The organism is Nocardia brasiliensis ATCC 700358 (assembly GCF_000250675.2).
GTDB classification, from domain to species: Bacteria; Actinomycetota; Actinomycetes; order Mycobacteriales; family Mycobacteriaceae; genus Nocardia; species Nocardia brasiliensis_B.
Genome location: NC_018681.1, coordinates 8,923,097 through 8,944,773, shown reverse-complemented (window position 1 = coordinate 8,944,773; position 21,677 = coordinate 8,923,097). Strand labels below are relative to the sequence as shown.

Below are 21,677 nucleotides of genomic sequence, written 5' to 3'. Positions count from 1 at the left end.
ACAGGAGACTCGATGACCGAGACATCCACCGCGCCCTACGTCCGCTACGACGTCGCGGACGGTTTCGCGACGCTCACGCTGGATTCGCCGCACAACCGCAACGCGCTGTCGTCGAAGTTGGTGGCCGAACTCTTGCAGGGCCTCGATGCGGCCGCGGCCGACGACAAGGTGCGCGGCATCGTCCTGGCCCACACCGGCAACACGTTCTGTGCGGGCGCCGACCTGTCCGAGGCCAGTAACGCCGATCCGGCGGTGGCCGCCGACGAGCGCACCCGCGTGATGATCGGCGTGCTGCGCCGTCTCATCGCCACGCCCAAGCCGGTGATCGCGCAGATCGACGGCAACGTGCGAGCCGGCGGGATGGGCATCGTCGCGGCCTGCGATATCGCGGTGGCCGGGCCGACGAGCAGTTTCGCACTCACCGAGGTGCGCATCGGGCTGGCCCCGTTCATGATTTCGCTCACCCTGCTGCCGCGCCTGAGCTCGCGTGCGGCGTCGCGCTACTTCCTGACCGGGGAGAAGTTCGATGCCGCGGTGGCCGAGCAGATCGGGTTGATCAGCACCGCCGCGGCCGATCCGGTGGCCGAGGTGGCGCGTCTGCGCGCAGAGCTGCGCAAAGGCTCGCCGCAGGGGCTGGCCGAGAGCAAGCGGCTGGTCAACGCGGCCATGCTGGCCGAGTTCGACACCTCGGCCGAGGAACTCGCGCAACGTTCGGCGAGCTTCTTCGGCACCCCCGAGGTGCACGAGGGCATGCTGGCCTTCCTGCAGCGCCGTCCCGCGAGCTGGGCAGAATAGCCCTCATGGCGACACCCCACGAACCCAAGCAGGACCGCAGCCGAGCCACCCGGCAGCGCCTGCTGGAGGCGACCATCGACTGCCTGGCCGAAACGGGCTGGGCGGCGGCGACGGTCGCGGTGGTCGCCGAGCGGGCGGGGGTGTCCCGGGGCGCGGCCCAGCATCACTTCCCCACCAGGGAGGACCTGATCACCGCCGCGCTCGAGTACATGTTCGACACCCGGACCCAGCAGGCCAAGGACGAGGCGGTGGCCATGGCCGAGGTGGCCAGCGGGGTCGGTCGCACCGAGGCGGTGGTCGCCGGGCTGGTCGAGTCGTACACCAGCCCGCTGTTCAAGGCGGCGTTGCAGGTGTGGACGCACGCGGCCGCCGATCCGGCGCTGCGGGAGCGAATCGTCCCGCTGGAAGCCAAGTTCGGCCGGATCTCGCACCGGCGCGCGGTGGAGGCGCTCGGGGTGGACGACTCCGATCCGGTCACCCATCACCTGGTGCAGGCCACGCTGGACATGGCGCGCGGGCTCGGCCTGGCCGACGTGCTCACCGACGACTCCGCGCGGCGCAAGGACATCGTGCAGCAGTGGGCGGCGACGCTGCACGAGGCGCTGCACGCCCGAGGCTGAGATCAGTTGTCCGCCTGCGGTTCCCGGGGCTCGGCGGGCGATGCTTCGGTCGGGTCGCCAGCTGGGCGAACGTGCTCGAACCATCGAGCCGCCTCTTCGGCGGTGAGCGCCCGCTCCAGCACGAGATCCGCGGGTACGAACGGGAAGTAGCGGCCCGCGGGCCAGTGGCGCTCGTACGGCGGCGGATCGAGCACCAGCACCCGGGCCCCGCCGAGCACCGGGATATCCGCGGGCGTGCCCTCGTTCCATATCCAATCACCTTCGGGTGCAACGAGATTGAACGCGCCGACGGTGGGCGCCTGCCCCTCGGCGTCGCGGCACATCGCCGCCGCCTCGGCCGACGGGCGCGCGCCGGGCAGGTGCTGATCACCGAGCAGCACGTCGGCGAGCAGGGTGTGCAACTGGAAGTTGTCGGCGATCCCGGTCATCCGCAGCAGGTAGCCGGTGCGGGTCTCGCGGTGCAGGGCCACCAGGGGTTCGTCGTCGAGCAGCGCCAGCATGTAGGCCAGCTCCTTGAACCAGCGCCCCGAGAGCTCGGCGAGGTCGCCGTGGCGCTGCGCCAGGATCTGACAACCCTCGGGCCCGAACAACTTTCGCACCCGCTGATGCTGCAGCATCGCCAGCGCGGGCGAGACCCACTGGGACAGCGTCCACCACCCCATCAGCGGCTCCAGCCCGAACCGGTCGAGCCACGTGTAGTCGGCGTCGGTCGTGTCCGGGTCGGGCGGCTCGGTGCCCATGCCGTCGCGCCACTGCTCGGCGAATTGCCGGGCGTAGCCGAGGGATTTGGCCAGATTGGCGAGGATCACGGGCGCGCACTCCACCGCGTCGTCCGCGGTGGTCACGTACGCGCCCACCATGTTCGCGATCTGTGGCCGCGCCCCGGGCGGCACATGGTCGAGCAGAGGGGCGAGCGCTTTGCAGCCGCGCACGATGATCTCGGCGCCCGCCCCGTCCAGCGAGGCCATGAGTTCCTCTTGCGCGAGCCGGGTCTGCTCGGGTTCGCGCGCCGACAGCGCCTGCATGAAAGCGCCGACGGCAGTGAAGAAACGGTCGTCGCCCGAACTCATGACACCACCTCGCCGGCGCTCGGTTCCGTCGGGCGTGCGGCGCGCTGCCGCCCGGTTGGTTCACTGCGTTCGTTCACGGCTGCACGCTATTGACTGCCACGGTGCCTTGTCGACCCCCATAGTCAGGGGCAACGCCGTGTGTTTCACCGGCTTTCGCGGGTCTGTGCGGCCGGGTACCGGTGCGTGCCGAGCGCGGTCGTCGGCGCACCTGAACTGATCCGCGCGCAACCGTCCTTGCTTGCCTTAGGGTCTGGCGTATGGACAGTGCGGAGTACGGCGGGCTGGAGCAAACCCTCGGTCAGCCGATTGCCGGTAGCGCGCCCGCCGAATGGGGCTTCCAGAACCGTACCGACCTGCTCACCCTGGCCGACGGCGACCGGATGGTCCTGCAGCGCTACCGCGATCCCGACGATGCCGAGCGCAGGTTGCGGATCATGCACACGCTGCTGGAGCCCGCCGCCAAACGGGGCATCACCATCCCGCGCATCCGCCGCTTCGATCTCGACGCCGATCCCGCCTGGATCGTCTTCGACGCGCTGCCCGGCGTGCCCGTCCCGGCCAGCGCCGCGATCGGTCCGGACAGTGCCCGTTTCCCGGCCATCGCGCGGGAGATGGGCCTGCTGCTCGCGGCGTTTCGCCGCCTGCCCACCGCGGGCCTGCAACTCGACGACCTCTGGGCCACCCCGACCCGGCTCGTCCAGCAGGCGAGCGGCTGGGCCGCCCGGCTCGAACCCGAGCTGTCCGGCCCGCAGCGCGCGAACCTGGACCAGGTTCTGAAGGCCTATCCCGCGCTGTTCGCCGAGCGCCGCACGGTGCTCGCGCACGGCGATTTCACCCCGGTCAATATCCTCACCGACGGCGAAACCATCACGGGCCTGCTCGATTTCGAGTCCGTCCGGCTCGCCGACCCGCTCTTCGATCCCGCGTGGTGGGCCTGGTCGGTCGGTTTCGCGGGCGCCGAGGTGCTGGCACCCGCCTGGCCCGGATTCCTCGAGGCCGCGAAATTCGACCCCGCCGAACCCGAGCTGGCCGAGCGCGTGCGCGCCCTGCAGATCCTGCGGATGCTCGAATTGCTCACCACCCAGAGCGATCTCAGCCCGAAGATCCGAGATGCGGTGTACGGCAAGCTGGTCGCCGAGCTGTAGCGCGTTTACTGCGCCGGGTCGGTGGCAGCCAGCCATTCGGCGAAGGTCGGGCCTGCGAGGGTGGCGTGTGCGCCGGCCAGCAGTCCGCCGTTCTCGAAAGTCTCGCGATCCGGGTTGGCCGGGTCGCTGGACTCGATGATCCGAGCGGGCGCACCGCGCCGGGCGGCGAGCAGCCGGGCCGCGCCCGCCATGGTCTCGGGCCGCGGGCCCGCGATCTCGGGGATCGGTGCCCCGGCCGTCTCGGGCGCGGGAGCGACCGCCAGATCCACCAGCGCTTCGGCGACGGTGCGCGCGGCGACCAACTGGGTGCGCATGTTCGCGAGGTAAGCGACATCACCCTGGGTGCCCCACTGGGTCATCACCTCGACCAGCTCGTGGAATTGGGCGGCGCGCAGAATCTGCACCGGCAGTGGCCCCGCGGCGAGCGCGCGCTCGTGCGCCAGCTTGGCCGCGTTGTATCCGCCGGTGGCGTTGTCGATGCCGATGATGGAGACGACCACCAGCCGCTCGACTCCGGCCTGCCGGCCCGCCTCGTGCAGGTTTCGCGCTGCGGCGGTGAAGAACTCGGTCGCGATGTCCTTGTCCGCAGACGGCGTGCTGGACGCGTCGATGACCACCTGCACGCCGGCCAGCGCCGCGGCGAGCCCCGCCCCGGTCTCGATGTCCACGCCGTCTTTCCGGGAAAAGGCCACCACCTCATGGCCCTGCTCGTTCAGCACGTCCACCACGTGCCGTCCCAGCCGACCCGTCGCCCCGGCCACCGCGATCTTCTTCGTCATCGTTGCACTCCTCTGTGTTGCTGCGCGTTCTGCCGCGTTCACAGAGAGGACGAACCAGCCCATCCGAGTGTGACATCGGGTCGGCATGCGCGGATCCGCACCGGGCGGGGGACCGGTGCGGATCGGGCGGACTAGCGGGTGACGGTGAGGTCGTACAGGGTTACGCCGTCCACCTCGGTGGCGGTGTAGTTGTCCTTGACCCACTGCGTGATCTGATTGCTGGTGGATTGTCCGCCGTCGCCGGGGCCGCCTTCGCGTTCGCCGCGATTGCTGCCGAGGAAATAGTGGATCTTCCCTTCTGCCACATACTGTTTGAACTGATCGAGGGTGGGTGAGGGGTCACTGCCGTTGAAGCCGCCGATGGGCATCACCGGTAGTTCGGTGGCGAGCTGGAAGCCCGCCGCGCTGTTGGAGCCGATGGCGGCCGCCACCCAGGTGTAGGTGCTGCCGTTCTGCTCCAGCAGGGCGACGACCTTGTCGCTGGGTTTGCTCGCGCCGAGCAGTCCGCCCGCCGGGCCGCCCGGCATTTCGCGGCCCTGACCAGTTGCCGGTGCGGGGCCGTCCGGCATGCCCTGACGTCCGGGACCTTGCCCGCCGGCACCGTTCGGCATCCGGCCACCGGGCATGCCCTCACCCCACGGACCGGGACCGAACATCCCGAAACGGCCGACGTTCGGGCCCGCCGACGGGATCGAGCCCTCGTGCGCGGTCGCGATGGTGTCGACCGCGTACGCGGCCGGCCCGGCCAGACCGGTGAACGCGATGGTGAGCGCGGAGACGACGGCCAGCTTGCGCCGCGCGGGCACGAGCGCGACGAGCGTCGCGAGGATGCCGGCGACGAGCACGGTCCAACGCAGCCAGGGCTGCCAGTGGACGCTGCGAGACAACAGCATCCATGCCGTCGCGGTGGTCAGCCCGACCGCGAGTGCGAGCATCAGCCGCACCTGCAGTCGCTGCCGTTCCCGCCACAGCAGTACCGCGCCCGCACCGGCCAGCGCCGCCACCGCGGGCGCCAGTGCCACCGTGTAGTACTGGTGGAAGATCCCGGCCATGAAGCTGAAGGTCAGTCCGGTCGCCAATAACCAACCGCCCCACAGGATCAGCCCGGCCCGCTGCCGATCGGTCCGGGCAGCCTTGCCGCGCAACAGGATTCCGGCCACGAGGGCGACCAGCGCGGCGGGGATCAGCCACGCGATCTGACCGCCCTGCGCGGGCTCGAACATCCGGGTGATGCCGGGGCTGCCCCACATGCCGCCGCCACCGGTCGGCAGGTCGGCGCCACCCATGCCGACGCTGCCGCGCTCGTTGCCGTTCAGCCTGCCGAGCCCGTTGTAGCCGAGGGTGAGTTCGAGAATCGAATTGTTCTGTGACCCACCGATCCACGGCCGCGACGAGGCGGGCCACAGCTCGACGGCCAGCAGCCACCAGCCCGCGGCCGCCACCATGGCGGCCCCGGCGGCCAGCAGTTGCAGCACCCGCTTGCCGAGTTTCGGCGGTCCGGCGATCAGGTAGGTCAGCGCGAGCGGCGGCACCACCAGCAGCACCTGTAACTGCTTGGTGAGAAAACCGAACCCGACGAACACGCCGGTGAGCACCAGCCAGCGCCATCGGCCGTCCTCCACCGCACGGGTGATCGCCCACGCGGCGGCCACCATCAGGAACACCAGCAGCGCGTCCGGATTGTTGAACCGGAACATCAGCGCGGCAACGGGAGTCACCGCGAGCGCCAGCCCGGCGAGCAGACCGGCGGCGGGGCCGAACGGCCTGCGCACGGTCGCCCAGACCAGGGCGACACTCGCCACGCCGAGCAGCACCTCCGGTACCAGGATGCTCCAGCTGTTCAGGCCGAAGGCGCGCACCGACAGCTCCATCAACCACAGCGACGCGGGCGGTTTGTCCACGGTGATCGAGTTCGCCGCATCCGAGGAGCCGAAGAAGAACGCCTTCCAGGACACCGAACCGGCTTGTACCGCAGCGGAATAGAACGAGTTGGCCCAGCCATTGGCGCTCAGGTTGCACAGGTAGGCGATGCCCGTGCCGAGCAGTAGTGCGGCCAACGCCGGTAATTCCCAGCGGTTCCCGCGCTTCTTCGGAGGTTGCTCGGGTGCCGCGGTCGGCGGCGCCAGCGTCGCCGTCATCGTGTTCCCCCCTCGACCGTCGCGCCGGGTGCGTCGCTCGTCTCGGGCCGCACCGTCACCGCTGTCCGGGACGCGCGGTCGGGTGTGTTCCGGAAGACCCAGCGCAACCCGACGAAGCGCAGAATGGTCGCCACCAGGTTCGCCACGACGAGCACGAACAACTCCAGATGCACCGGCGCGTCCGGCGCCCAATGGTGCAGCGTGAACAGCGACCCGCTGGTCAGGGCCAGCCCGATGCCGAAGATCACCAGTCCCTGGAACTGATGCGAGACCACACCGGTCGACCCGCGCACGCCGAACGTGAAGGCCCGGTTGGCCGCGGTGTTCGCGACGGCGGTGATCAGCAGTGCGAGGAAGTTGGCCACCTGCGCGCCGGTAAACGATTGCAGCGCAACGTAAAGCAGGAGATAGGCGAGCGTGCTGAGTACGCCGACGATGGCGAAGCGCACCAGCTGGCCGACCATGCCGAGCGGCACGCCGGGCACCAGTGGCTCGCGTCCCACCGCGCGGCGCAGCTCGTCCATCGGCAGCGCGCCGGTGGCCAGGGCCCGGCCGAGCCGGCCGATGCCGAGCAGATCCTTGCGCGCGGTGTCCAGGATGTCGACCCGGCTGTCCGGGTCGTCGATCCAGTCCACCGGCACCTCGTGGATGCGCAATCCGGCCCGCTCGGCGAGCACCAGCAATTCGGTGTCGAAGAACCATTCACCGTCGCGCACCAGCGGCAGCAGCCGGCGCGCCACCTCGGTGCGCATCGCCTTGAAACCGCACTGTGCGTCCGAAAAGTGTGCTTGCAGTGACGCTTTCAGTAATAGGTTGTAGCAGCGCGAGATGAATTCCCGCTTCGGTCCGCGCACCACCCGCGACGACGCGCTCAGCCGGGTGCCGATCGCCAGATCGGAATGCCCGGTGATCAGCGGCGCGACCAGCGGCAGCAACGCGTTGAGATCGGTGGACAGGTCGACGTCCATGTACGCGACCACCTGGGCGTCGGAGTGTTCCCACACCGCGCGCAGCGCCCGCCCTCGGCCCTTGGCGTCCAGGTGCACCACCCGCACGCCGTCCAGCTCGTCCGCGAGCAGGCGCGCCACCTCGAGGGTGGCGTCGGTGCTCGCGTTGTCGGCGACCGTGATCCGCGCCGTGAAGGGGAACCCCTCGCGCAGATACGCGTGCAGCCTGCGCACACAGACGCCGAGGTCGGTTTCTTCGTTGTAGACCGGGATCACCACATCGAGCACGGGTGTCCCGCTTTTCTCGGCTCTTTCCGCAGCCGCGACGGTCACAGTCTCGGTCATGGTGACCACCCTCGACGGTCACGCTGCCACGGAGCTGGGCCTCAGCTGTGAGGTTGCTGGGGGCTGGAAGCGGTACGCGACCCACTCGGCGTAGCGTACGGTCGAAGTATCGGGGCCGTTCAGGTCCTGCGAGCAAAGGACCACGCTTGTCCGACAAGTCTCCGCGCAGCTCGATGTCGAAGAAATCCGGAAAGTCGCTCAAGGAGAAGCGAGCCGACAAGAAGTCGAAGGCCGCCGCTGATCCGACCATCCTCGACCCGAAGAAGCGTTGATCGCCCGCTGAGCGAGGCCGTCCGATATCCTCGCTCAGCGATCCGTCCGACTCCGCCGCAGGGTGCGCCCGAACGATGTCGGCCCAGGTCAGATGAGTGCCCGCGCTTCGTTTGCGGGCACCTGCGACGCACCTCGACCACGTAGCAACCCCAGTGCCGCCACCGCACCGAGCAACGCGACCGCACCGCTCACCGCCAGGGTCGCTTGCACGCCCGCCGCGGCCGCGATCCGGATCGCCTCGTCGAGGGCCGCCTGCGTCTGCACGGGTGCCAGGTGCACCAGCGTCGCGGACTGCCCGCCCGCCACCGCCCGCGCCGCGACCTGCGGCTCCGGTACGTCGTGCGCGGCGAGCACGTCGCCTGCGCGCGCCGTGAACACGCTGCCGAGCGTCGCTATCCCGAAGGTGAAACTGAGCTGCTGCGCGGTATTGAGTGAGCCCGTCGCCATGCCCGCCCGCTGCCACGGCACCGCCGCCATGGCCGCCGAACTCAGTGTGGCGGTGGCCAGGCCGACGCCGAGACCGACCACCAGGAATCCGGGAAGCAATGCGACCCAACCGGATTCGCCGTCCACCAGCAGCGCGCCGAGGACACCGCCGAGTCCGGTCGCGCCAAGCCCGCCCGCGATGATCGGACCGCGACGCTCGCCGTGCAGGAACCGGCCGATGCTGCCGGAAACCAGAAAAGCCATGACCGACAACGGAAGTCCGACCGCCCCGGCCTGGACCGCGCTGAGCCCGAGCACCGACTGCAACCAGATCTGGGAGTACATCAGCGCGCCGAAAGCGCCGAAGAACAACGCGCCCGCGGCGATCAGCACGCCGAGGAACGAGCGGTCCCGCAGCAATGCCAGGTCGAGCATCGGTTGCGCCGAGACCCGTTCGACCATCAGGAACACGGCCAGCGCCGCCGCGCCGAGCAGCAGCAAGCCCCAGGCGAGCGGGTCGGACCAGCCGTGCGCACCGGCTCGGATCAGCGCGTAGGTGGCCGCCGCCGCGCTGACGGTGAACGTCGCCATGCCTGGCAGGTCGACGCGGCCGCGCTGGGCCCGTTCCGGTTCGGTGAGCACCCAGCCGGTGAGCGCGATGGCCACCGCGCTCACCGGCAGGTTGACGAAGAAGATCCACCGCCAGGACGCGAGGTCGGTGAGCAGCCCGCCGATGATCGGCCCGATGGCGCTGGACGCGCCCGCGACCGAACCCCAGACGCCGTAGGCGACGCCTCGGTCCCGCCCGTCGTACGCGTCGTTCAACAGCGCGAAGGTGGTGCACGCCATGGCGGTCGCGCCGACGCCCTGTGCCACGCGCGCCGCCACCAGCACGGCCGGATTCGGCGCGATCCCGCAGAGCAGGGAGGCGGCGGCGAAGACGATCGAGCCGATCAGGTAGGTGCGCCGGTGCCTGGCCAGGTCCGCGATCGAGCCCGCCCCGAGCATCAGCGCCGCCATCGCGAGGGCGTAGCCGTCGACGACCCATTGCAGTGCGCTGAACGATGCGTCCAGGTCGTTTCGTATGTCCGGTAGCGCGACGTTCACGATGGTGACGTCGATCAGCAGCATGAAGGTGCCCAGACACACCGTCAGCAGCGGCAGCCATTTCCGCAAAGCCGTTGTCCTCTCTGGGGTTTCGGGGGGAGGTGAGACGGCGTCGAGTATTCGCAGCGAGCCGATGTCCGGTCGCCTCGTCGCGGAGGGGGCGTAGATTTCCTCCTTGTGGCCGCGCCGTTGGTAGAAAAAAGTGCCCTCATGGACGAGATGGACGCGCAGATCGTGCACGCGCTCCAGTTCGATCCCCGGGTTCCGTTCAATCGGCTGGCCGCCGAGCTCGGCGTCGCCGAACAGACCGTCGCCCGCCGCTACCGCCGGTTGCGGCGGGACGGGGTGGTGCGGGTGATCGGTGCCGTCGACCCCCGCGCGCTCGGCGAGAACGACTGGATCATCCGGGTGCGCTGCCGTCCGGACGGCGCCCGGCAGGTGGCGGAGGCGCTGGCGCGCCGCGACGACGCGGCCTGGGTGAGCATCGCCGCGGCGGGGGCCGAGGTGTCGTTCTCGCTGCACCCGCGCAGCGCGCAGGAACGGGACGAACTGCTGGTCCAGCGGTTGCAGCGGTCCGCGCCGGTGCACGACATCACGGCCGCGATGGTATTGCACCGATTCGTCGGTCCGGATGTGATCGATTGGCGCGGCAGGCAATTCGCCCGGAGCGCGGCCGACGCCGCCGATGCGGAAGACCTCGACGCCGACCTGCGGTTACGTGCGGAGGATCTCGCCCTGGTCGAGCTGTTGTCCAGGGACGGGCGCACCGGCTACTCGGCGCTGGCCCGGGCCACCGGCCTGACGACCGGGCGGGTGATGCGCCGGATCGCCGCCCTGCAGGCGGCGAACATTCTCTACTTCGATCTCGATATCGCCCCTGCCGCACTGGGCCCGAGCCTGTCGGCCTTCCTGTGGTTGCGCGTCGCGCCCGCGCGGCTCGACGCCGTCGGCCGCGCCCTCATCGAGCATCCCGAAACCGATTATGCGGCAGCGGTTACCGGGCCGTTCAACCTCTACGCGGTGCTCACCGCGGCGACCGCCGATGACCTGTACCGCTATGTCACGACGAAGATGGCGGCCCTGGACGGTGTGCACAGTTTCGAGCTCACCCCGGTGCTGGAGCGCTGCAAACAGGCGGGTGCCCGGATCACGGCGGGCCTGCTCACGCCACCGGCCCCGGTGCCGCCCCGCGTGCCGCGGAACCGAAGGGCTACAACGTGATTCCGCACCGCTCGGCGGCCCAGTAGGTATGGCGGACTCGCAGGTCCTCGCGGGCCGAGCACACTCGGCACCGGGTCGAAGGCGCTGGCAGCCACGCCGATCGGCACGCGGACGCTGGATGCCACGGACGATGATGTTCGCAGTCGCGCCCGGGTTGGTCCCGCGGCTCGAGCGAGGTCGACGCACCGACGATGGCATCGGTACCGCTGGTAGCAGGTAGCATCCGGAATCGTGATGCGCAGCGGGCGAAAACTGGACGAGGTGCCGCGCAAGCGCGTCGACGCTCGCACGGAGCGGTGGCGCGAACACCGGCTGAAGGTGCGCGCGGAGTTCGTGGACGCCGCCTTCCGCGCGCTGGACAAGTTCGGTCCGGACGTCAGCATGGGCGACATCGCCAAGGAGGCGGGCGCCGCGAAACCCAAGCTGTACCGGCATTTCGAGGACAAGACCGATCTCTACAACGCGATCGTCGACCGGGTCCGCGACATGCTGTGGGAGCAGATCCTCGCCAGTTTCGACCTGACCAACGATTCGGCGCGCGAACTCGTGCGCCGGGGCGCCGCGGAGTATGTGCTCGTGGTGTCGGAGCACCCGAACGTCTTCCGGTTCATGCTGCACAGCCATTTCGCGCAGCAGTCCGACGATTCCGAACGGGCGTTGCAATCGGCCCGGCAGTCGGCCAAGCGCGCCGCCGATCTGTTCGCCGGGCTGCTCGCGGAGAAGTCGGTCGAGGTCGACGGGGTGGAATTGGTCATCTATTCGATCTTCGGCGCGGTCGCCTCGGCCACCGATTGGTGGCTCGGCGCGAATCGGCTGTCGACCCAGGCCATGCCGATCGAAAAGTTCGTCGCCTATCTCGCGGAAACCATTTCCGCGCTGACCGAAGCGAATGCCCGGCTCAACGGCATCGCCATCGACGCCGATCTGCCCCTGCATCTCGCATTCGCGAGCGAATAAGGTCCGTCGCAACCACGCGAACCACGGTGTTCTCGCTGAACCGCTTCGTCGAGGTCAGCTGCGTTTGCGACACCCTTATTGTCGCAGCACCCACCGACAGGAATGGGGTCAGTCGGAGTGCAGACGCCAGAGCGGCGACACCGGTCCGTGGCCCGCGCCGAGGTCGTAGGACGCGGCGAGGCAGCGGTAGGTCCACTCCTTGGCGAACTCCACGGCCTCGGGCACCGAGTAGCCGTTGGCCAGCGCGCAGGCGATCGCGGCCGCCAGGGTGTCGCCACCGCCGTGATCGTTGCCGGTGCTGATCCGCGGCGCGGTGAACTCCAGGAAGTCGGCGCCGTCGAACAGCAGGTCGGTGCTGTATTCGGACGAGCGCAGGTGCCCGCCCTTCACGATCGCCCACTGCGGGCCCAGCTTGTGCAGCGCCACCGCGGCCTGCCGGGCCGTGGCGTCGTCGGTCACCTCGATGCCGGTGATCAGCCGCACCTCGTCGAGGTTCGGGGTGACCACCGTGGCCAGCGGAATCAGCGTGTTGCGCACCGCGTCCAGCGCTTCCTCGTGCAGCAGCGGATCGCCGTGCATGGAGGCCGCGACCGGATCGACGATCAGCGGGATGGTGCCGTTGCGGCCGATGCCCACCTCGGCGCAGACCGCCGCGACGGCGTCGATGATCGCGGTCGAGGCCAGCATGCCGGTCTTGACCGCGCCGATCCCGATATCGGTCGCCACGGCGCGCACCTGGCCGGCCACGATATGCGGCGGGATCTCGTGGAAGTCGCTGACTCCCACCGAGTTCTGCACGGTCACCGCCGCGACCGCCACGCAGGCGTGCACGCCGCACAGTGCCATGGTGCGGGTATCGGCTTGGATCCCGGCGCCGCCGCCGGAGTCGGTGCCCGCGATGGTGAGCACCCGGACGGGAGTCTCGCCCCCGGGGGTCAGTGGCAACAGCTTCACGAGACAAACCCTACGGCCGCCGGGGCGGGTCGTGGTGACCAACCGGCCACCCGGCACGGATATCTCAAATGAAAACCATTATCATTAAGCGATGACCACCTCACCCCAGCCCGACCTGCTTCCCGTCACCGTGTTGTCCGGCTTCCTCGGTGCGGGCAAGACCACGCTGCTCAACCACATCCTCGCCAACCGGGAAGGCCGCCGGGTGGCGGTCATCGTCAACGACATGAGTGAGGTCAACATCGACGCGGCGCTCGTCGCGGGGCAAGGGCATATGCGCCGCGCGGCGGAGCCGGTCGACGCGGGGTGGGGGTCGGGCGACGGGTGGGCCCGCACCGAGGAGAAACTGGTCGAGCTGACCAACGGGTGCATCTGCTGCACCCTGCGCGAGGACCTCATCGAGGCGGTGGGCCGGCTCGCCCGCGAAGGCCGGTTCGATCAGCTCGTCATCGAATCCACGGGCATCTCCGAACCGATGCCGGTGGCCGCGACCTTCGACTGGGAATTCGAGGACGGTTTCAAGCTCGGCGATATCGCGCGGCTGGACACCATGGTGACCGTGGTCGACGCGTCCACCTTCCTGCCCGAGGTGGCCCGCGGACAGGCGCTGGCCGACCGGAATCTGCAAGCGGGCGAGGGCGACGCGCGCACCATCGCCGACCTGCTGGTCGATCAGGTGGAATTCGCCGACGTGCTGCTGGTGAACAAGACCGACCTGGTCGGCGACGCCACGGTCGGACGGGTGGAAGCGACGGTGCGCAAACTCAATCCGCGCGCGCACGTGCTGCGGACGAGCAACGGTGTCGTCGCGCTGGACGAGGTGCTCGGGACCGGCCGCTACAACCCGGTGGTCGCGGCCGAGTCCGACGGCTGGGCGGAGGAACTCGCGGGTGGGCACACACCCGAGACCGAGGAGTACGGCATCCGCAGCCTGACCTATACCGCCGACCGCCCGTTTCATCCGCAGCGGCTGTCCGCGGCGCTGGGCGCACTGCGAGGATTGTTGCGCAGCAAGGGTTTCTGCTGGATCGCCAGTCGCCCGACACTGGCCGCCATCTGGTCCCAGGCCGGGCCCAACCTGGTCTTCGAGCCCGCGGCGTGGTGGTCGTCGCTGGAGGTGCCCGCGGGACAGGAGATCGTCTTCATCGGCGTCGATCTGGATCGTGAGCGGGTGCGCGCGCTACTGGACGATGCCCTGCTCGATGATGCGGAATTCGCTGCGGGACCGGCGGTTTGGGCGAGCTATCCCGATCCGTTCCCGGCCTGGGGCGCACTGCACGAACATCTGTGAACGACGGCGACCCACGCCCGGTGCGGGGCGTGGGTCGCGGGGCCGGCTGCGGCAGCGGGGCCGCGGCATGGTGGCCGGACCTCAGTTGGAGATGCCGGGGGCCTGGCGCAGATAGGTGGTGTCGGTGAGCTGCTCGAGCATGAAGGCGGCGATATCGGCGCGGGCGATCTTCAGCGACAGTCCGCGCTCGTCGGCCGGGAACCCGCGCCGGAAGGCGCCGGTGCGCGGGCCGTCGGTGAAGGCGCTCGGCCGCACGATGGTCCAGTCCAGGTCGCTGGCCCGCACGTAGGCCTCCTGCTGCACGTGATCGGCGAAGGCCTGGCGCAGCAGCAGCCCGAACATGACGTACTTCCAGAGGAAGTTCAGGTTGGCTTTGCTGTCGCCGACGCCGAGCGTGGTCTGCACGATCAGCCGCTTCACCCCGGTCCGGTTCATCGCCTCGAGCACCGCGCGGGTGCCCTCGGCGCGGATCACACCCTTGCGGCCCGCGCCGAGCGAGACCAGCACCGCGTCCTGGCCGGCCACCGCTCGCTGCACCGAATGTGAGTCCAGCACATCACCTTCCACGATATCGAGCCGCTCGTGCCGCTGCGTGAGGCCGGCCGCGCTCCGGGTGAACGCGGTGACCTGATGTCCCTCGGCGAGTGCCTGCTCGACGACCAGCCGACCGACGGTGCTGGTGGCTCCGAAGACTGCGATTTTCATGGTTTTCTCTTCCTGTCGAAAGCTGTTGTGCTGTTGCTGGATCAAGTACAACAGCGCACAGCGAGACGAACCATGGCTGGGAATCTCGATGACATAAGAGACAGTCTCAGGACCGATGCGCTCAGCGATACTGCGCGAAGAACCCGGCGATCTCGCCCGACATCAGCTCGGGGGCGACATGGTGCAGGTAGTGCGTGTACACGTCGTGGGTCTTCCAGGACACGATATTGCTGTGATCGCGCTCGGCGAAGCGCCGGATGCCGTGGAAATCCCCCTTCGAACCGGACAGCGACAGCGGCACCGTGATCGGCTCGGCGTTGTGCTCGGCCCGCGCCTTCTCGAAGTAGTGCCGGATCGCGGAACCCGCTGTGCCGGTGAGCCAATGGATCGCGATGTTGGTGAGCACGAACTCGTCGTCCAGATCCGGGCCGAGCAGCTGGCTGTTCCAGCCGACCAGCCCGGCCGGTGAATCCATCAGCGCGTGCGCCAGCGTCTGCGGCTGCTGGGACTGCAGGATGTTGAACCCCATCTTGTTCTTGGCGAACCAGTCCAGCGTGGCCAGCGACTGCGCCTCGTCCTCGGTGAGATCGGCCAACTCGGCCGGGTCGCCGGACGGGAACGAGTAGACCTGGGAAACCTGCACGGCGACAACGTGTTCGGGGTCGACACGACCGAGTTCGGGGGAGATCTGGGCGCCGCCGTCGTTGCCGACCGCGCCGTACTTGTCGTATCCGAGGCGCCGCATCAGCTCGGCCCACGCCTTGGCGATCCGGGTGTCGTGCCAGCCGGCCGCCGTGGTCGGTCCGGAGAACCCGTAGCCCGGTACCGAGGGGATCACCAGATCGAAGCCGGCGGCGGTGAGCGGCTCGATGACGCCGAGGAATTCGACGAAGGTGCCCGGCCAGCCGTGGCTGAGGATCAGTGGAAAAGCGTTGTCCTGCTTCGACTTCACGTGCAGGAAGTGGATGTTCTGGCCATCGATCTCGGTGGTGAACTGCGGGTAGGCGTTCAGCTTCGCCTCGACCGCGCGCCAGTCGAACCCGTCGCGCCAGTAGTTCACCAGGTGGCGGACCCGCTCGACGCTCACCCCGTAGGTCTCGCCCGAGCCGGGGATCTGGTCGGCCCACCGGGTGCGGGCCAGTCGGGCCTGCAGGTCGTCCAGCTCGGCCTGGTCGATGTTGATGCGGAAGGGGGTGATGGCGGTCATCTGATCTCCTAGTGAAACGGAATGCTCTGTTCTGTTTGAACCGTAACAGAACGGATCATTCCGTTTCAAGTGTTATCCTGAAATCATGCCGAAAACATCCGATACCCCAGCTCAGAAGGGCTTGCCCGGGCGCAAGGCGCAGGCCGCCCGCAACGACGGGATCATCCTGGCGGCCGCGCGTGCGGTGTTCCTGGCCGATGCCAACGCGCCGATCGCGGCCGTCGCCGAACGCGCGGGCGTGGGGATCAGCGCGCTGTATCGCCGCTACCCGAGCAAAGAGGTGCTGCTGCGCACGCTGTGCCACGAGGGCCTGCGCCGGTACAACCTGGAAGCCGATGCGGCGCTGGAAGATCCGGACGGCTGGCAGGCGCTGGTCGGCTTCCTGGAGCGGGTCGTCGACGCCGATGTGCACTCGCTGACCGTGCATCTCGCGGGTACCTTCACCCCGGACGAATCGATGCTGCCCGACGTGCTGCACGCGGGTGAGGTGAACACCGAACTGGTGCGTCGCGCCCGTGGCACCGGAAAGCTGCGTCCCGATGTCACCGCCGAGGATCTGGGCCTGGTCCTCGAATCGTGCGCCGCCATTTCGATGCCCGATCCGGCGCGTACCGCGCAGTTGCGCCGCCGGGTGCTCGCCATGCTGATCGCGGGTCTGACCGTCGAGGGTGACCTGCCGGGCCCGCCACCGGCGCCGGGCGAGTTCGCCTGGCGCTGGGAACGGCGGTGAACCGCCGCACGAGACCGGTGAGTTCCGCCCCCCGGCTCGGTCTGCACTGGTAGGAATACCGCACCAGGCTGCGAAAGGACCCGCCATGAACTGGACGCTCGAGGTCGTGATCGTTCCCGTATCGGACGTCGACCGAGCCAAGGAATTCTACGAGCAGAAACTCGGATTCGTCGTGGACCACGACACGGCGTTCGGCGACGAGATGCGCATGGTCCAGCTCACGCCGCCGGGCTCCGGCTGCTCCATCGTGATCGGCTCGGGTTCCTTCACGACGATGGCACCCGGCTCGCTGCAAGGCTTGCAGCTGGTGGTCCCCGATATCCGGAAAGCCCACGCCGAGTTGACCGCTCGCGGCGTCGAGGTCGGCGAGGTGCAGGTGCTCGGCGAGAACCCGCGGCCGATGCCCGACCCGCTCGACAATGTCGGCTTCGTGTTCTTCACCGACCCGGACGGCAACGGCTGGGCCGTGCAGCAGATCTCCAGCCGCGCCTGAACTCTAGCCGCGCGGCGCCAGCAACAGCGTCTGGGTGCTGCGTCCGAGTGGGCCTTTCTCGTCGTACAGCGCGGATTCGGCGAGGCCGATGCCGTGCGGCTGCGGGTAGGTGGCCGCATCGAGGCACACCCATTCCCCCGCGGGCTGGCGATGCAGTGTGACGGTCAGGTCGGTGTTGATGAACAGGTACGCCGACCAGTCCAGTACGGAGCTGACGCCATTGCCCGAATCGGCGGCGGCCAGCGCGCGTTCCAGCGGACTCGGGTCGGTGCCCGCGACGATCGGGTACTTCAGCCGGATCCAGCAGATCGCCGGGCCGGGGTCGACGAAAGACCCTGTGATGAAACGGTATTCGATACCGGTGTGGAACCCGACCGGCTGATCGGAGGGGAAGGGCTCCGGAGTGGCGTGCGCCGGACCGGGACGCAGGCCCTGCGGCAGGATCCGTTCGGGCAGTTCGAGTTCCGGCTCGGCGCGTTTGAATCGCCACGCGTTGGCCTGCAGCATCGGACCGCGTTCGGTTGACAGCGTCGCTTCGATCAACTCGACGCTGCGGCCGGGTCGCGCGACGCGGGTCCGGACGGTCAGCGGCTCGAGCGGTACCGGGCCGAGAATCTCCACCGAGACCCGGCCGACCTGGAAGCCTTCGCGCGGCTCGCACCGCTCGATCGCGTGGCCGAGCAGGGCGGACGGCGGACCGGCGTGCTGCGCGTCCGGTGACCAGGGGCCGCGGGTCAGTTCGGTCGAGACGAACCGCTGCGGATCATCCGGATCGGGCACGTAGAAGGCGTCGCTCACGTCGTTGTCCGTCCTTCGGTTCGGCGGCATTGCTGGTTGTGCGTCGTCAACCGTTGTACAACGGCCGCCGCGCACCCGGGATTCCGGGCTCCGCCCGCCCGCCCGCCCGACCGCCTAGACCCGGCCGAAGGCCAGCGCGACGTTGTGCCCGCCGAACCCGAACGAATTGTTCAGCGCGTACTCGATCCGCTGGGCGCGCGGCGCGCCGGCCACGATATCCAGGTCGATCGCCGGGTCCTGGTGGTCGAGATTCAGGGTGGGCGGGACGATCTGATCCCGCAGCGTCAACAGGGTGACCAGCGATTCCAGCGCGCCGACCGCGCCGATCGAGTGGCCGAGTGCGGATTTGGGCGCATAGACCGAGGCCGCGGGGGCGACCGCGGCGATCGCGTTGGCCTCGGAGGCGTCGCCGATCGAGGTCGAGGTCGCGTGGGCATTGATGTGCTGGATGTCCGAAGCCTGCAGTCCCGCCGTCTGGATCGCCTTGCGCATCGCGCGGGCCGCGCCCACGCCCTCGGGTTCGGAAGCCACGATATGGAAGGAGTCGGAGGTGATGCCCGCACCGAGCACGCGCCCGTGGATCTCGGCGCCGCGCGCCCGTGCGTGCCGCTCCGATTCGAGCACCAGCAGCGCGCCCGCCTCACCGAAGACGAACCCGTCCCGGTCCCGGTCGAACGGCCGGGACGCCCGTTGCGGTTCGTCGTTGCGAGTGCTCATCGCGCGCATGATGGCGAAGCTGGCGATCGGCACCTCGTGGATATGCCCCTCCACTCCGCCCGCCACCACTACGTCGGCCTCGCCGGTCCGGATCAGGCGCCACGCGTTCGCGATCGCTTCCGAACCGGATGAGCAGGCCGATACGGGAGCGAAAACGCCTGCCTTGGCGCCGATTTCGAGGCCGACCGTGGCGGCGGGGCCGTTCGGCATCACCATCGGCACCGACAGCGGCGGCACCTTCCGGTAGCCGCCGCCGCGCATCGCGTCGACCGCGCCGATGAGCGCGTCCGCGCCGCCGAGCCCGGTGCCGATCGCGACGGCCAGCCGCTCGCCGTCCACCTCGGGCGCGCCCGCGCTGCGCCACACCGCGCGGCCCAGCACCAGGGCCAGTTGTTCGACGTAGGACAGTCGCCGCTGCTCGACCCTGGTCAGGTGGGCGCCGGGCGGTGTCGTCAACTTGCCGCCGATGCGCACCGGCAGGTCGTAATCGCGCACGAAATCGTCGGTCAGCTCGCCGATCCCGCTGTGCCCGAGCAGCAACTCGGACCAGGTCGTGTCCATGTCGCCGGCCAGCGAGGTGGTGGCCGCGTAGCCGGTGACGACGACGGAGTCCCGAGTTTCTGAAGCGATCGTTACAGTCACGATGTCATGAATACCTGTAGCAATCGCTACAGTCAACCCATGGCCCGGCCTCTGGATCACGTCAAACGTGCCGAACTGCTCGCCGCGGTGGTGCGCTACATCGCCGATCACGGTCTCGTCGACCTGTCCCTGCGGCCGCTCGCCGCCGAACTCGGCACCAGCTCGCGGATGCTGATCTACTACTTCGCCACCAAGGAAGAACTGCTGGTACAGGCCCTGGCGACGCAGCGGCCCGACCTCGTGGCGCTGTTCGCCGAGGTTGCCGACACGGCCGCGCTCCGCGCCCGGCTCTGGGATTTCTGGCAGACGAACGCCGCCGGGGCGGGTCGGATCAGTGTCCGGGTGATGTTGCAGGTGCTCGGCGCGGCCTGCGCGGCGCAGAGTCCCTATGCCGAGTACGCGAACGCGGCGATCGCGACCTTCGTCGCCGCCCTGGCCGACGGGCTGCGCGGTCTCGGGACGGTCGACGATCCGGAATTGGTTGCCACACTGCTTGTTTCGGGGCTGCGCGGCATTCTGCAAGACCGCCTCGTCACCGGCGACATCGACCGCACGGACCGCGCCGCGCGCCTGCTGATCGAACAGTCGCTCCCGCTGTCCTGAACCGGTGCCCGCGCGCACCACGGCGCGGTCACTCGCTGTTGCCGGAGGTCGGTGCTCGCAGGGCGGTGATCGCGGTGCCGAGTCGCAGTCGTACCGACCGGCCTTGCGTGCTCCGGTTAAGCTGGTCGGGCACCGTCAGGGTGCGACCGGTCCGCGGGAAGGGCACAGCCCACCTGATGTTGCGACGCTCGACGCACCCCCTCTTTTCCGGCCTGAGCCGCGGACACCAGGCGCTGACGGAAAGGAGGCCATCGTGCCCGTCCAACGTTTGTGCGACAACCCCGACCTCGAACATCTGCGCAAGCAGGCGAAAGCGCTGCGCAAAGCCGCCGAGGCGGGCGATCCCGCGGCGCTCGCGCTGTTCGCCGAGTTCCACCCGGATCCGGCCGCGCCGGTGAAACTGGCCGGGGCCCAGCTGGTCACGGCCCGGCGCTACGGTTTCGCGAGCTGGCCGAAGCTGAAGCAGCACATCGACGTCGTCGCGCACTACAGCCGTTCGCCGCACCAGGTCGAGACCCGCGCCGACCTGCCCGGGGAGTTTCTCCGGCTGGCCTGCCTCACCTACGGTGGCGACGCCCCCGCCCGAGTCGCGGCGGCGGAGGCTCTGCGCGGACGAGCGGCCGAGGCGAACGTCTACACCATGGCCGCCGGCGGTTCTTACGACGCGCTGCGCGCGCTGCTCGCCGCACAACCCGCGTCGGCCCGCGCGGACGGCGGGCCGTTCGACTGGCCGCCGCTGGTCTACCTCTGCTATGCCCGCCTCGCCGTGCCGGGGCGGGCCGTCGATACGGCGCGACTGCTGCTCGAACACGGGGCCGATCCGAACGCGGGCTTCCTCTGGGACGGGTTGCCCTCCCCCTTCACCGCTTTGACCGGGGCGCTGGGCGGCGGGGAGGAGGACCAGCCGAGGCATCCGCAGGGTCTGGCGCTGGCCCGGCTCCTGCTCGAGGCGGGTGCGAACGCCAACGACAGCCAGGCGCTGTACAACCTGGGACTCGCCGGGTCCTGGTCCGACGACACCGCGCACCTGGAGCTACTGCTGGAATTCGGCCTCGGCACGGGCGACGGCGGACCCTGGAAAGCACGGCTCGGACCGACCCTCGCCACGCCCGCGCAGCTGTTGCGTGACGAATTGGCGACCGCCGCCTTGCGCGGCGGGCCGCGGCGCACCCGATTGCTGCTCGACCACGGCGCCGAAATCGACGGCCGCGGTGCGCATCCGGCGTTCGGCGGCCGGACGCCCTACGAACTGGCCATGCTGAACGGACACCGCGAAGTGGCTGAAATGCTCAGGGCCGCAGGCGCTTCTGGCGTGCTCGACGCGCAGGACCAATTCGTCGCCGCCTGCCTGCGGGGCGACCGTGCCGCCGCGACGGCGGCGCCGGAACTGCTGGCCCGAGCCCTCGCCGACACTCCCGATCTGATCAATCGGGCTGCCGAGCACGGCCATCGCGCGGCGGTCCGGCTGCTCGTCGACCTCGGCTTCGACGTCAACCATCGGCGGCGCAGCACCCCGCTGCACGAGGCGGCGTGGAACGACGACGTGCCGATGGCCGAAACCCTTGTCGCCCTCGGGGCGGACCCCACGCTCGAGGACCTCGACCACGAGGCCACCCCGCTGGAGTTCGCCGAGTACGGCCAAAAAGAGTCTGCCGCAACATATCTGCGTACGCTGGCGGACCCGCCGACGGGCAATGATTGAGCTGGGACCCGG

General features: G+C 69.5%; 21 protein-coding genes. 11 read left to right on the top strand and 10 right to left on the bottom strand.

Annotation, left to right across the window (positions count from 1 at the left end):
• The first annotated feature begins 12 nt into the window (after window positions 1-12).
• Both O3I_RS40080 and O3I_RS40075 read left to right on the top strand, forming a co-directional pair.
• A complete protein-coding gene (locus O3I_RS40080; protein ID WP_014988786.1) occupies window positions 13-795 on the top strand; it encodes an enoyl-CoA hydratase family protein in 783 nt (260 codons plus the stop codon).
• Window positions 796-800: 5 nt separating this feature from the next.
• Window positions 801-1,415 carry a TetR/AcrR family transcriptional regulator gene (locus O3I_RS40075; protein WP_014988785.1) on the top strand — a complete coding sequence of 205 codons (615 nt, stop codon included), beginning with the start codon at window positions 801-803 and terminating at the stop codon, window positions 1,413-1,415.
• A gap of 2 nt (window positions 1,416-1,417) precedes the next feature.
• Here O3I_RS40075 and O3I_RS40070 read toward each other — a convergent pair whose 3' ends face one another.
• Window positions 1,418-2,485, bottom strand: a complete 1,068-nt coding sequence (locus O3I_RS40070) for a hypothetical protein (protein WP_014988784.1) — start codon at window positions 2,483-2,485, stop codon at window positions 1,418-1,420.
• Between the two features lie 257 nt (window positions 2,486-2,742).
• Here O3I_RS40070 and O3I_RS40065 point away from each other — a divergent pair, with 257 nt between their 5' ends.
• Complete coding sequence (locus O3I_RS40065) at window positions 2,743-3,630, top strand: aminoglycoside phosphotransferase family protein (protein ID WP_014988783.1); 888 nt, start codon at window positions 2,743-2,745, stop codon at window positions 3,628-3,630.
• A 5-nt stretch (window positions 3,631-3,635) separates the two neighbouring features.
• Here O3I_RS40065 and O3I_RS40060 read toward each other — a convergent pair whose 3' ends face one another.
• From O3I_RS40060 to O3I_RS40050, 3 genes are all read right to left on the bottom strand, one after another.
• Window positions 3,636-4,409 (bottom strand): SDR family oxidoreductase, encoded by a 774-nt coding sequence (locus tag O3I_RS40060; RefSeq protein WP_014988782.1) that lies wholly within the window; start codon window positions 4,407-4,409, stop codon window positions 3,636-3,638.
• A gap of 131 nt (window positions 4,410-4,540) precedes the next feature.
• Entirely contained in the window at window positions 4,541-6,547 is a 2,007-nt protein-coding gene (locus tag O3I_RS40055; RefSeq protein ID WP_014988781.1) for a glycosyltransferase family 39 protein, read from the bottom strand.
• Window positions 6,544-7,839, bottom strand: coding sequence for a bifunctional glycosyltransferase family 2/GtrA family protein (locus O3I_RS40050; RefSeq protein ID WP_051067094.1), 1,296 nt, complete (start codon window positions 7,837-7,839; stop codon window positions 6,544-6,546). The genes O3I_RS40055 and O3I_RS40050 overlap by 4 nt, the downstream gene beginning before the upstream one ends.
• Before the next feature lie 146 nt (window positions 7,840-7,985).
• On the opposite strand from O3I_RS40050, the gene O3I_RS46915 reads away from it, so the two are divergent.
• The gene (locus O3I_RS46915) at window positions 7,986-8,111 is read left to right on the top strand and encodes a hypothetical protein (protein ID WP_272944284.1); all 126 of its coding nucleotides are present in this window, start codon (window positions 7,986-7,988) and stop codon (window positions 8,109-8,111) included.
• 88 nt (window positions 8,112-8,199) lie between these two features.
• Here the strand turns inward: O3I_RS46915 and O3I_RS40045 are convergent, their stop codons facing one another.
• A complete protein-coding gene (locus O3I_RS40045) occupies window positions 8,200-9,714 on the bottom strand; it encodes an MFS transporter (RefSeq protein ID WP_014988779.1) in 1,515 nt (504 codons plus the stop codon).
• Window positions 9,715-9,855: 141 nt separating this feature from the next.
• Here O3I_RS40045 and O3I_RS40040 point away from each other — a divergent pair, with 141 nt between their 5' ends.
• Both O3I_RS40040 and O3I_RS40035 read left to right on the top strand, forming a co-directional pair.
• Window positions 9,856-10,866 (top strand): Lrp/AsnC family transcriptional regulator, encoded by a 1,011-nt coding sequence (locus tag O3I_RS40040; protein ID WP_014988778.1) that lies wholly within the window; start codon window positions 9,856-9,858, stop codon window positions 10,864-10,866.
• Between the two features lie 234 nt (window positions 10,867-11,100).
• Complete coding sequence (locus tag O3I_RS40035) at window positions 11,101-11,823, top strand: TetR/AcrR family transcriptional regulator (protein WP_014988777.1); 723 nt, start codon at window positions 11,101-11,103, stop codon at window positions 11,821-11,823.
• A gap of 108 nt (window positions 11,824-11,931) precedes the next feature.
• Here the strand turns inward: O3I_RS40035 and thiD are convergent, their stop codons facing one another.
• Window positions 11,932-12,777, bottom strand: coding sequence for a bifunctional hydroxymethylpyrimidine kinase/phosphomethylpyrimidine kinase (thiD, locus tag O3I_RS40030; RefSeq protein WP_014988776.1), 846 nt, complete (start codon window positions 12,775-12,777; stop codon window positions 11,932-11,934).
• A 91-nt stretch (window positions 12,778-12,868) separates the two neighbouring features.
• On the opposite strand from thiD, the gene O3I_RS40025 reads away from it, so the two are divergent.
• Window positions 12,869-14,068, top strand: a complete 1,200-nt coding sequence (locus O3I_RS40025; RefSeq protein WP_014988775.1) for a GTP-binding protein — start codon at window positions 12,869-12,871, stop codon at window positions 14,066-14,068.
• Between the two features lie 81 nt (window positions 14,069-14,149).
• Here O3I_RS40025 and O3I_RS40020 read toward each other — a convergent pair whose 3' ends face one another.
• Together O3I_RS40020 and O3I_RS40015 are read right to left on the bottom strand one after the other, a co-directional pair.
• Window positions 14,150-14,773: an NAD(P)-dependent oxidoreductase gene (locus O3I_RS40020; protein ID WP_014988774.1), complete on the bottom strand. Its 624-nt coding sequence runs from the start codon at window positions 14,771-14,773 to the stop codon at window positions 14,150-14,152.
• Window positions 14,774-14,894: 121 nt separating this feature from the next.
• A complete protein-coding gene (locus O3I_RS40015) occupies window positions 14,895-15,980 on the bottom strand; it encodes an epoxide hydrolase family protein (protein ID WP_014988773.1) in 1,086 nt (361 codons plus the stop codon).
• 85 nt (window positions 15,981-16,065) lie between these two features.
• Between O3I_RS40015 and O3I_RS40010 the strand changes: the two genes are divergently transcribed.
• Window positions 16,066-16,710: a TetR/AcrR family transcriptional regulator gene (locus tag O3I_RS40010; RefSeq protein WP_041563172.1), complete on the top strand. Its 645-nt coding sequence runs from the start codon at window positions 16,066-16,068 to the stop codon at window positions 16,708-16,710.
• An 85-nt stretch (window positions 16,711-16,795) separates the two neighbouring features.
• Window positions 16,796-17,203: a VOC family protein gene (locus tag O3I_RS40005; RefSeq protein WP_014988771.1), complete on the top strand. Its 408-nt coding sequence runs from the start codon at window positions 16,796-16,798 to the stop codon at window positions 17,201-17,203.
• Between the two features lie 3 nt (window positions 17,204-17,206).
• Here the strand turns inward: O3I_RS40005 and O3I_RS40000 are convergent, their stop codons facing one another.
• Together O3I_RS40000 and O3I_RS39995 are read right to left on the bottom strand one after the other, a co-directional pair.
• Window positions 17,207-18,001: a thioesterase family protein gene (locus tag O3I_RS40000; RefSeq protein WP_041563171.1), complete on the bottom strand. Its 795-nt coding sequence runs from the start codon at window positions 17,999-18,001 to the stop codon at window positions 17,207-17,209.
• Between the two features lie 114 nt (window positions 18,002-18,115).
• Complete coding sequence (locus O3I_RS39995; protein ID WP_014988769.1) at window positions 18,116-19,360, bottom strand: KasA/KasB family beta-ketoacyl-ACP synthase; 1,245 nt, start codon at window positions 19,358-19,360, stop codon at window positions 18,116-18,118.
• A 39-nt stretch (window positions 19,361-19,399) separates the two neighbouring features.
• On the opposite strand from O3I_RS39995, the gene O3I_RS39990 reads away from it, so the two are divergent.
• Together O3I_RS39990 and O3I_RS39985 are read left to right on the top strand one after the other, a co-directional pair.
• On the top strand, window positions 19,400-19,963 hold the full coding sequence (locus O3I_RS39990) for a TetR/AcrR family transcriptional regulator (protein WP_014988768.1): 564 nt from the start codon (window positions 19,400-19,402) through the stop codon (window positions 19,961-19,963).
• Window positions 19,964-20,216: 253 nt separating this feature from the next.
• On the top strand, window positions 20,217-21,665 hold the full coding sequence (locus O3I_RS39985) for an ankyrin repeat domain-containing protein (RefSeq protein ID WP_041563170.1): 1,449 nt from the start codon (window positions 20,217-20,219) through the stop codon (window positions 21,663-21,665).
• Window positions 21,666-21,677 lie beyond the last annotated feature (12 nt).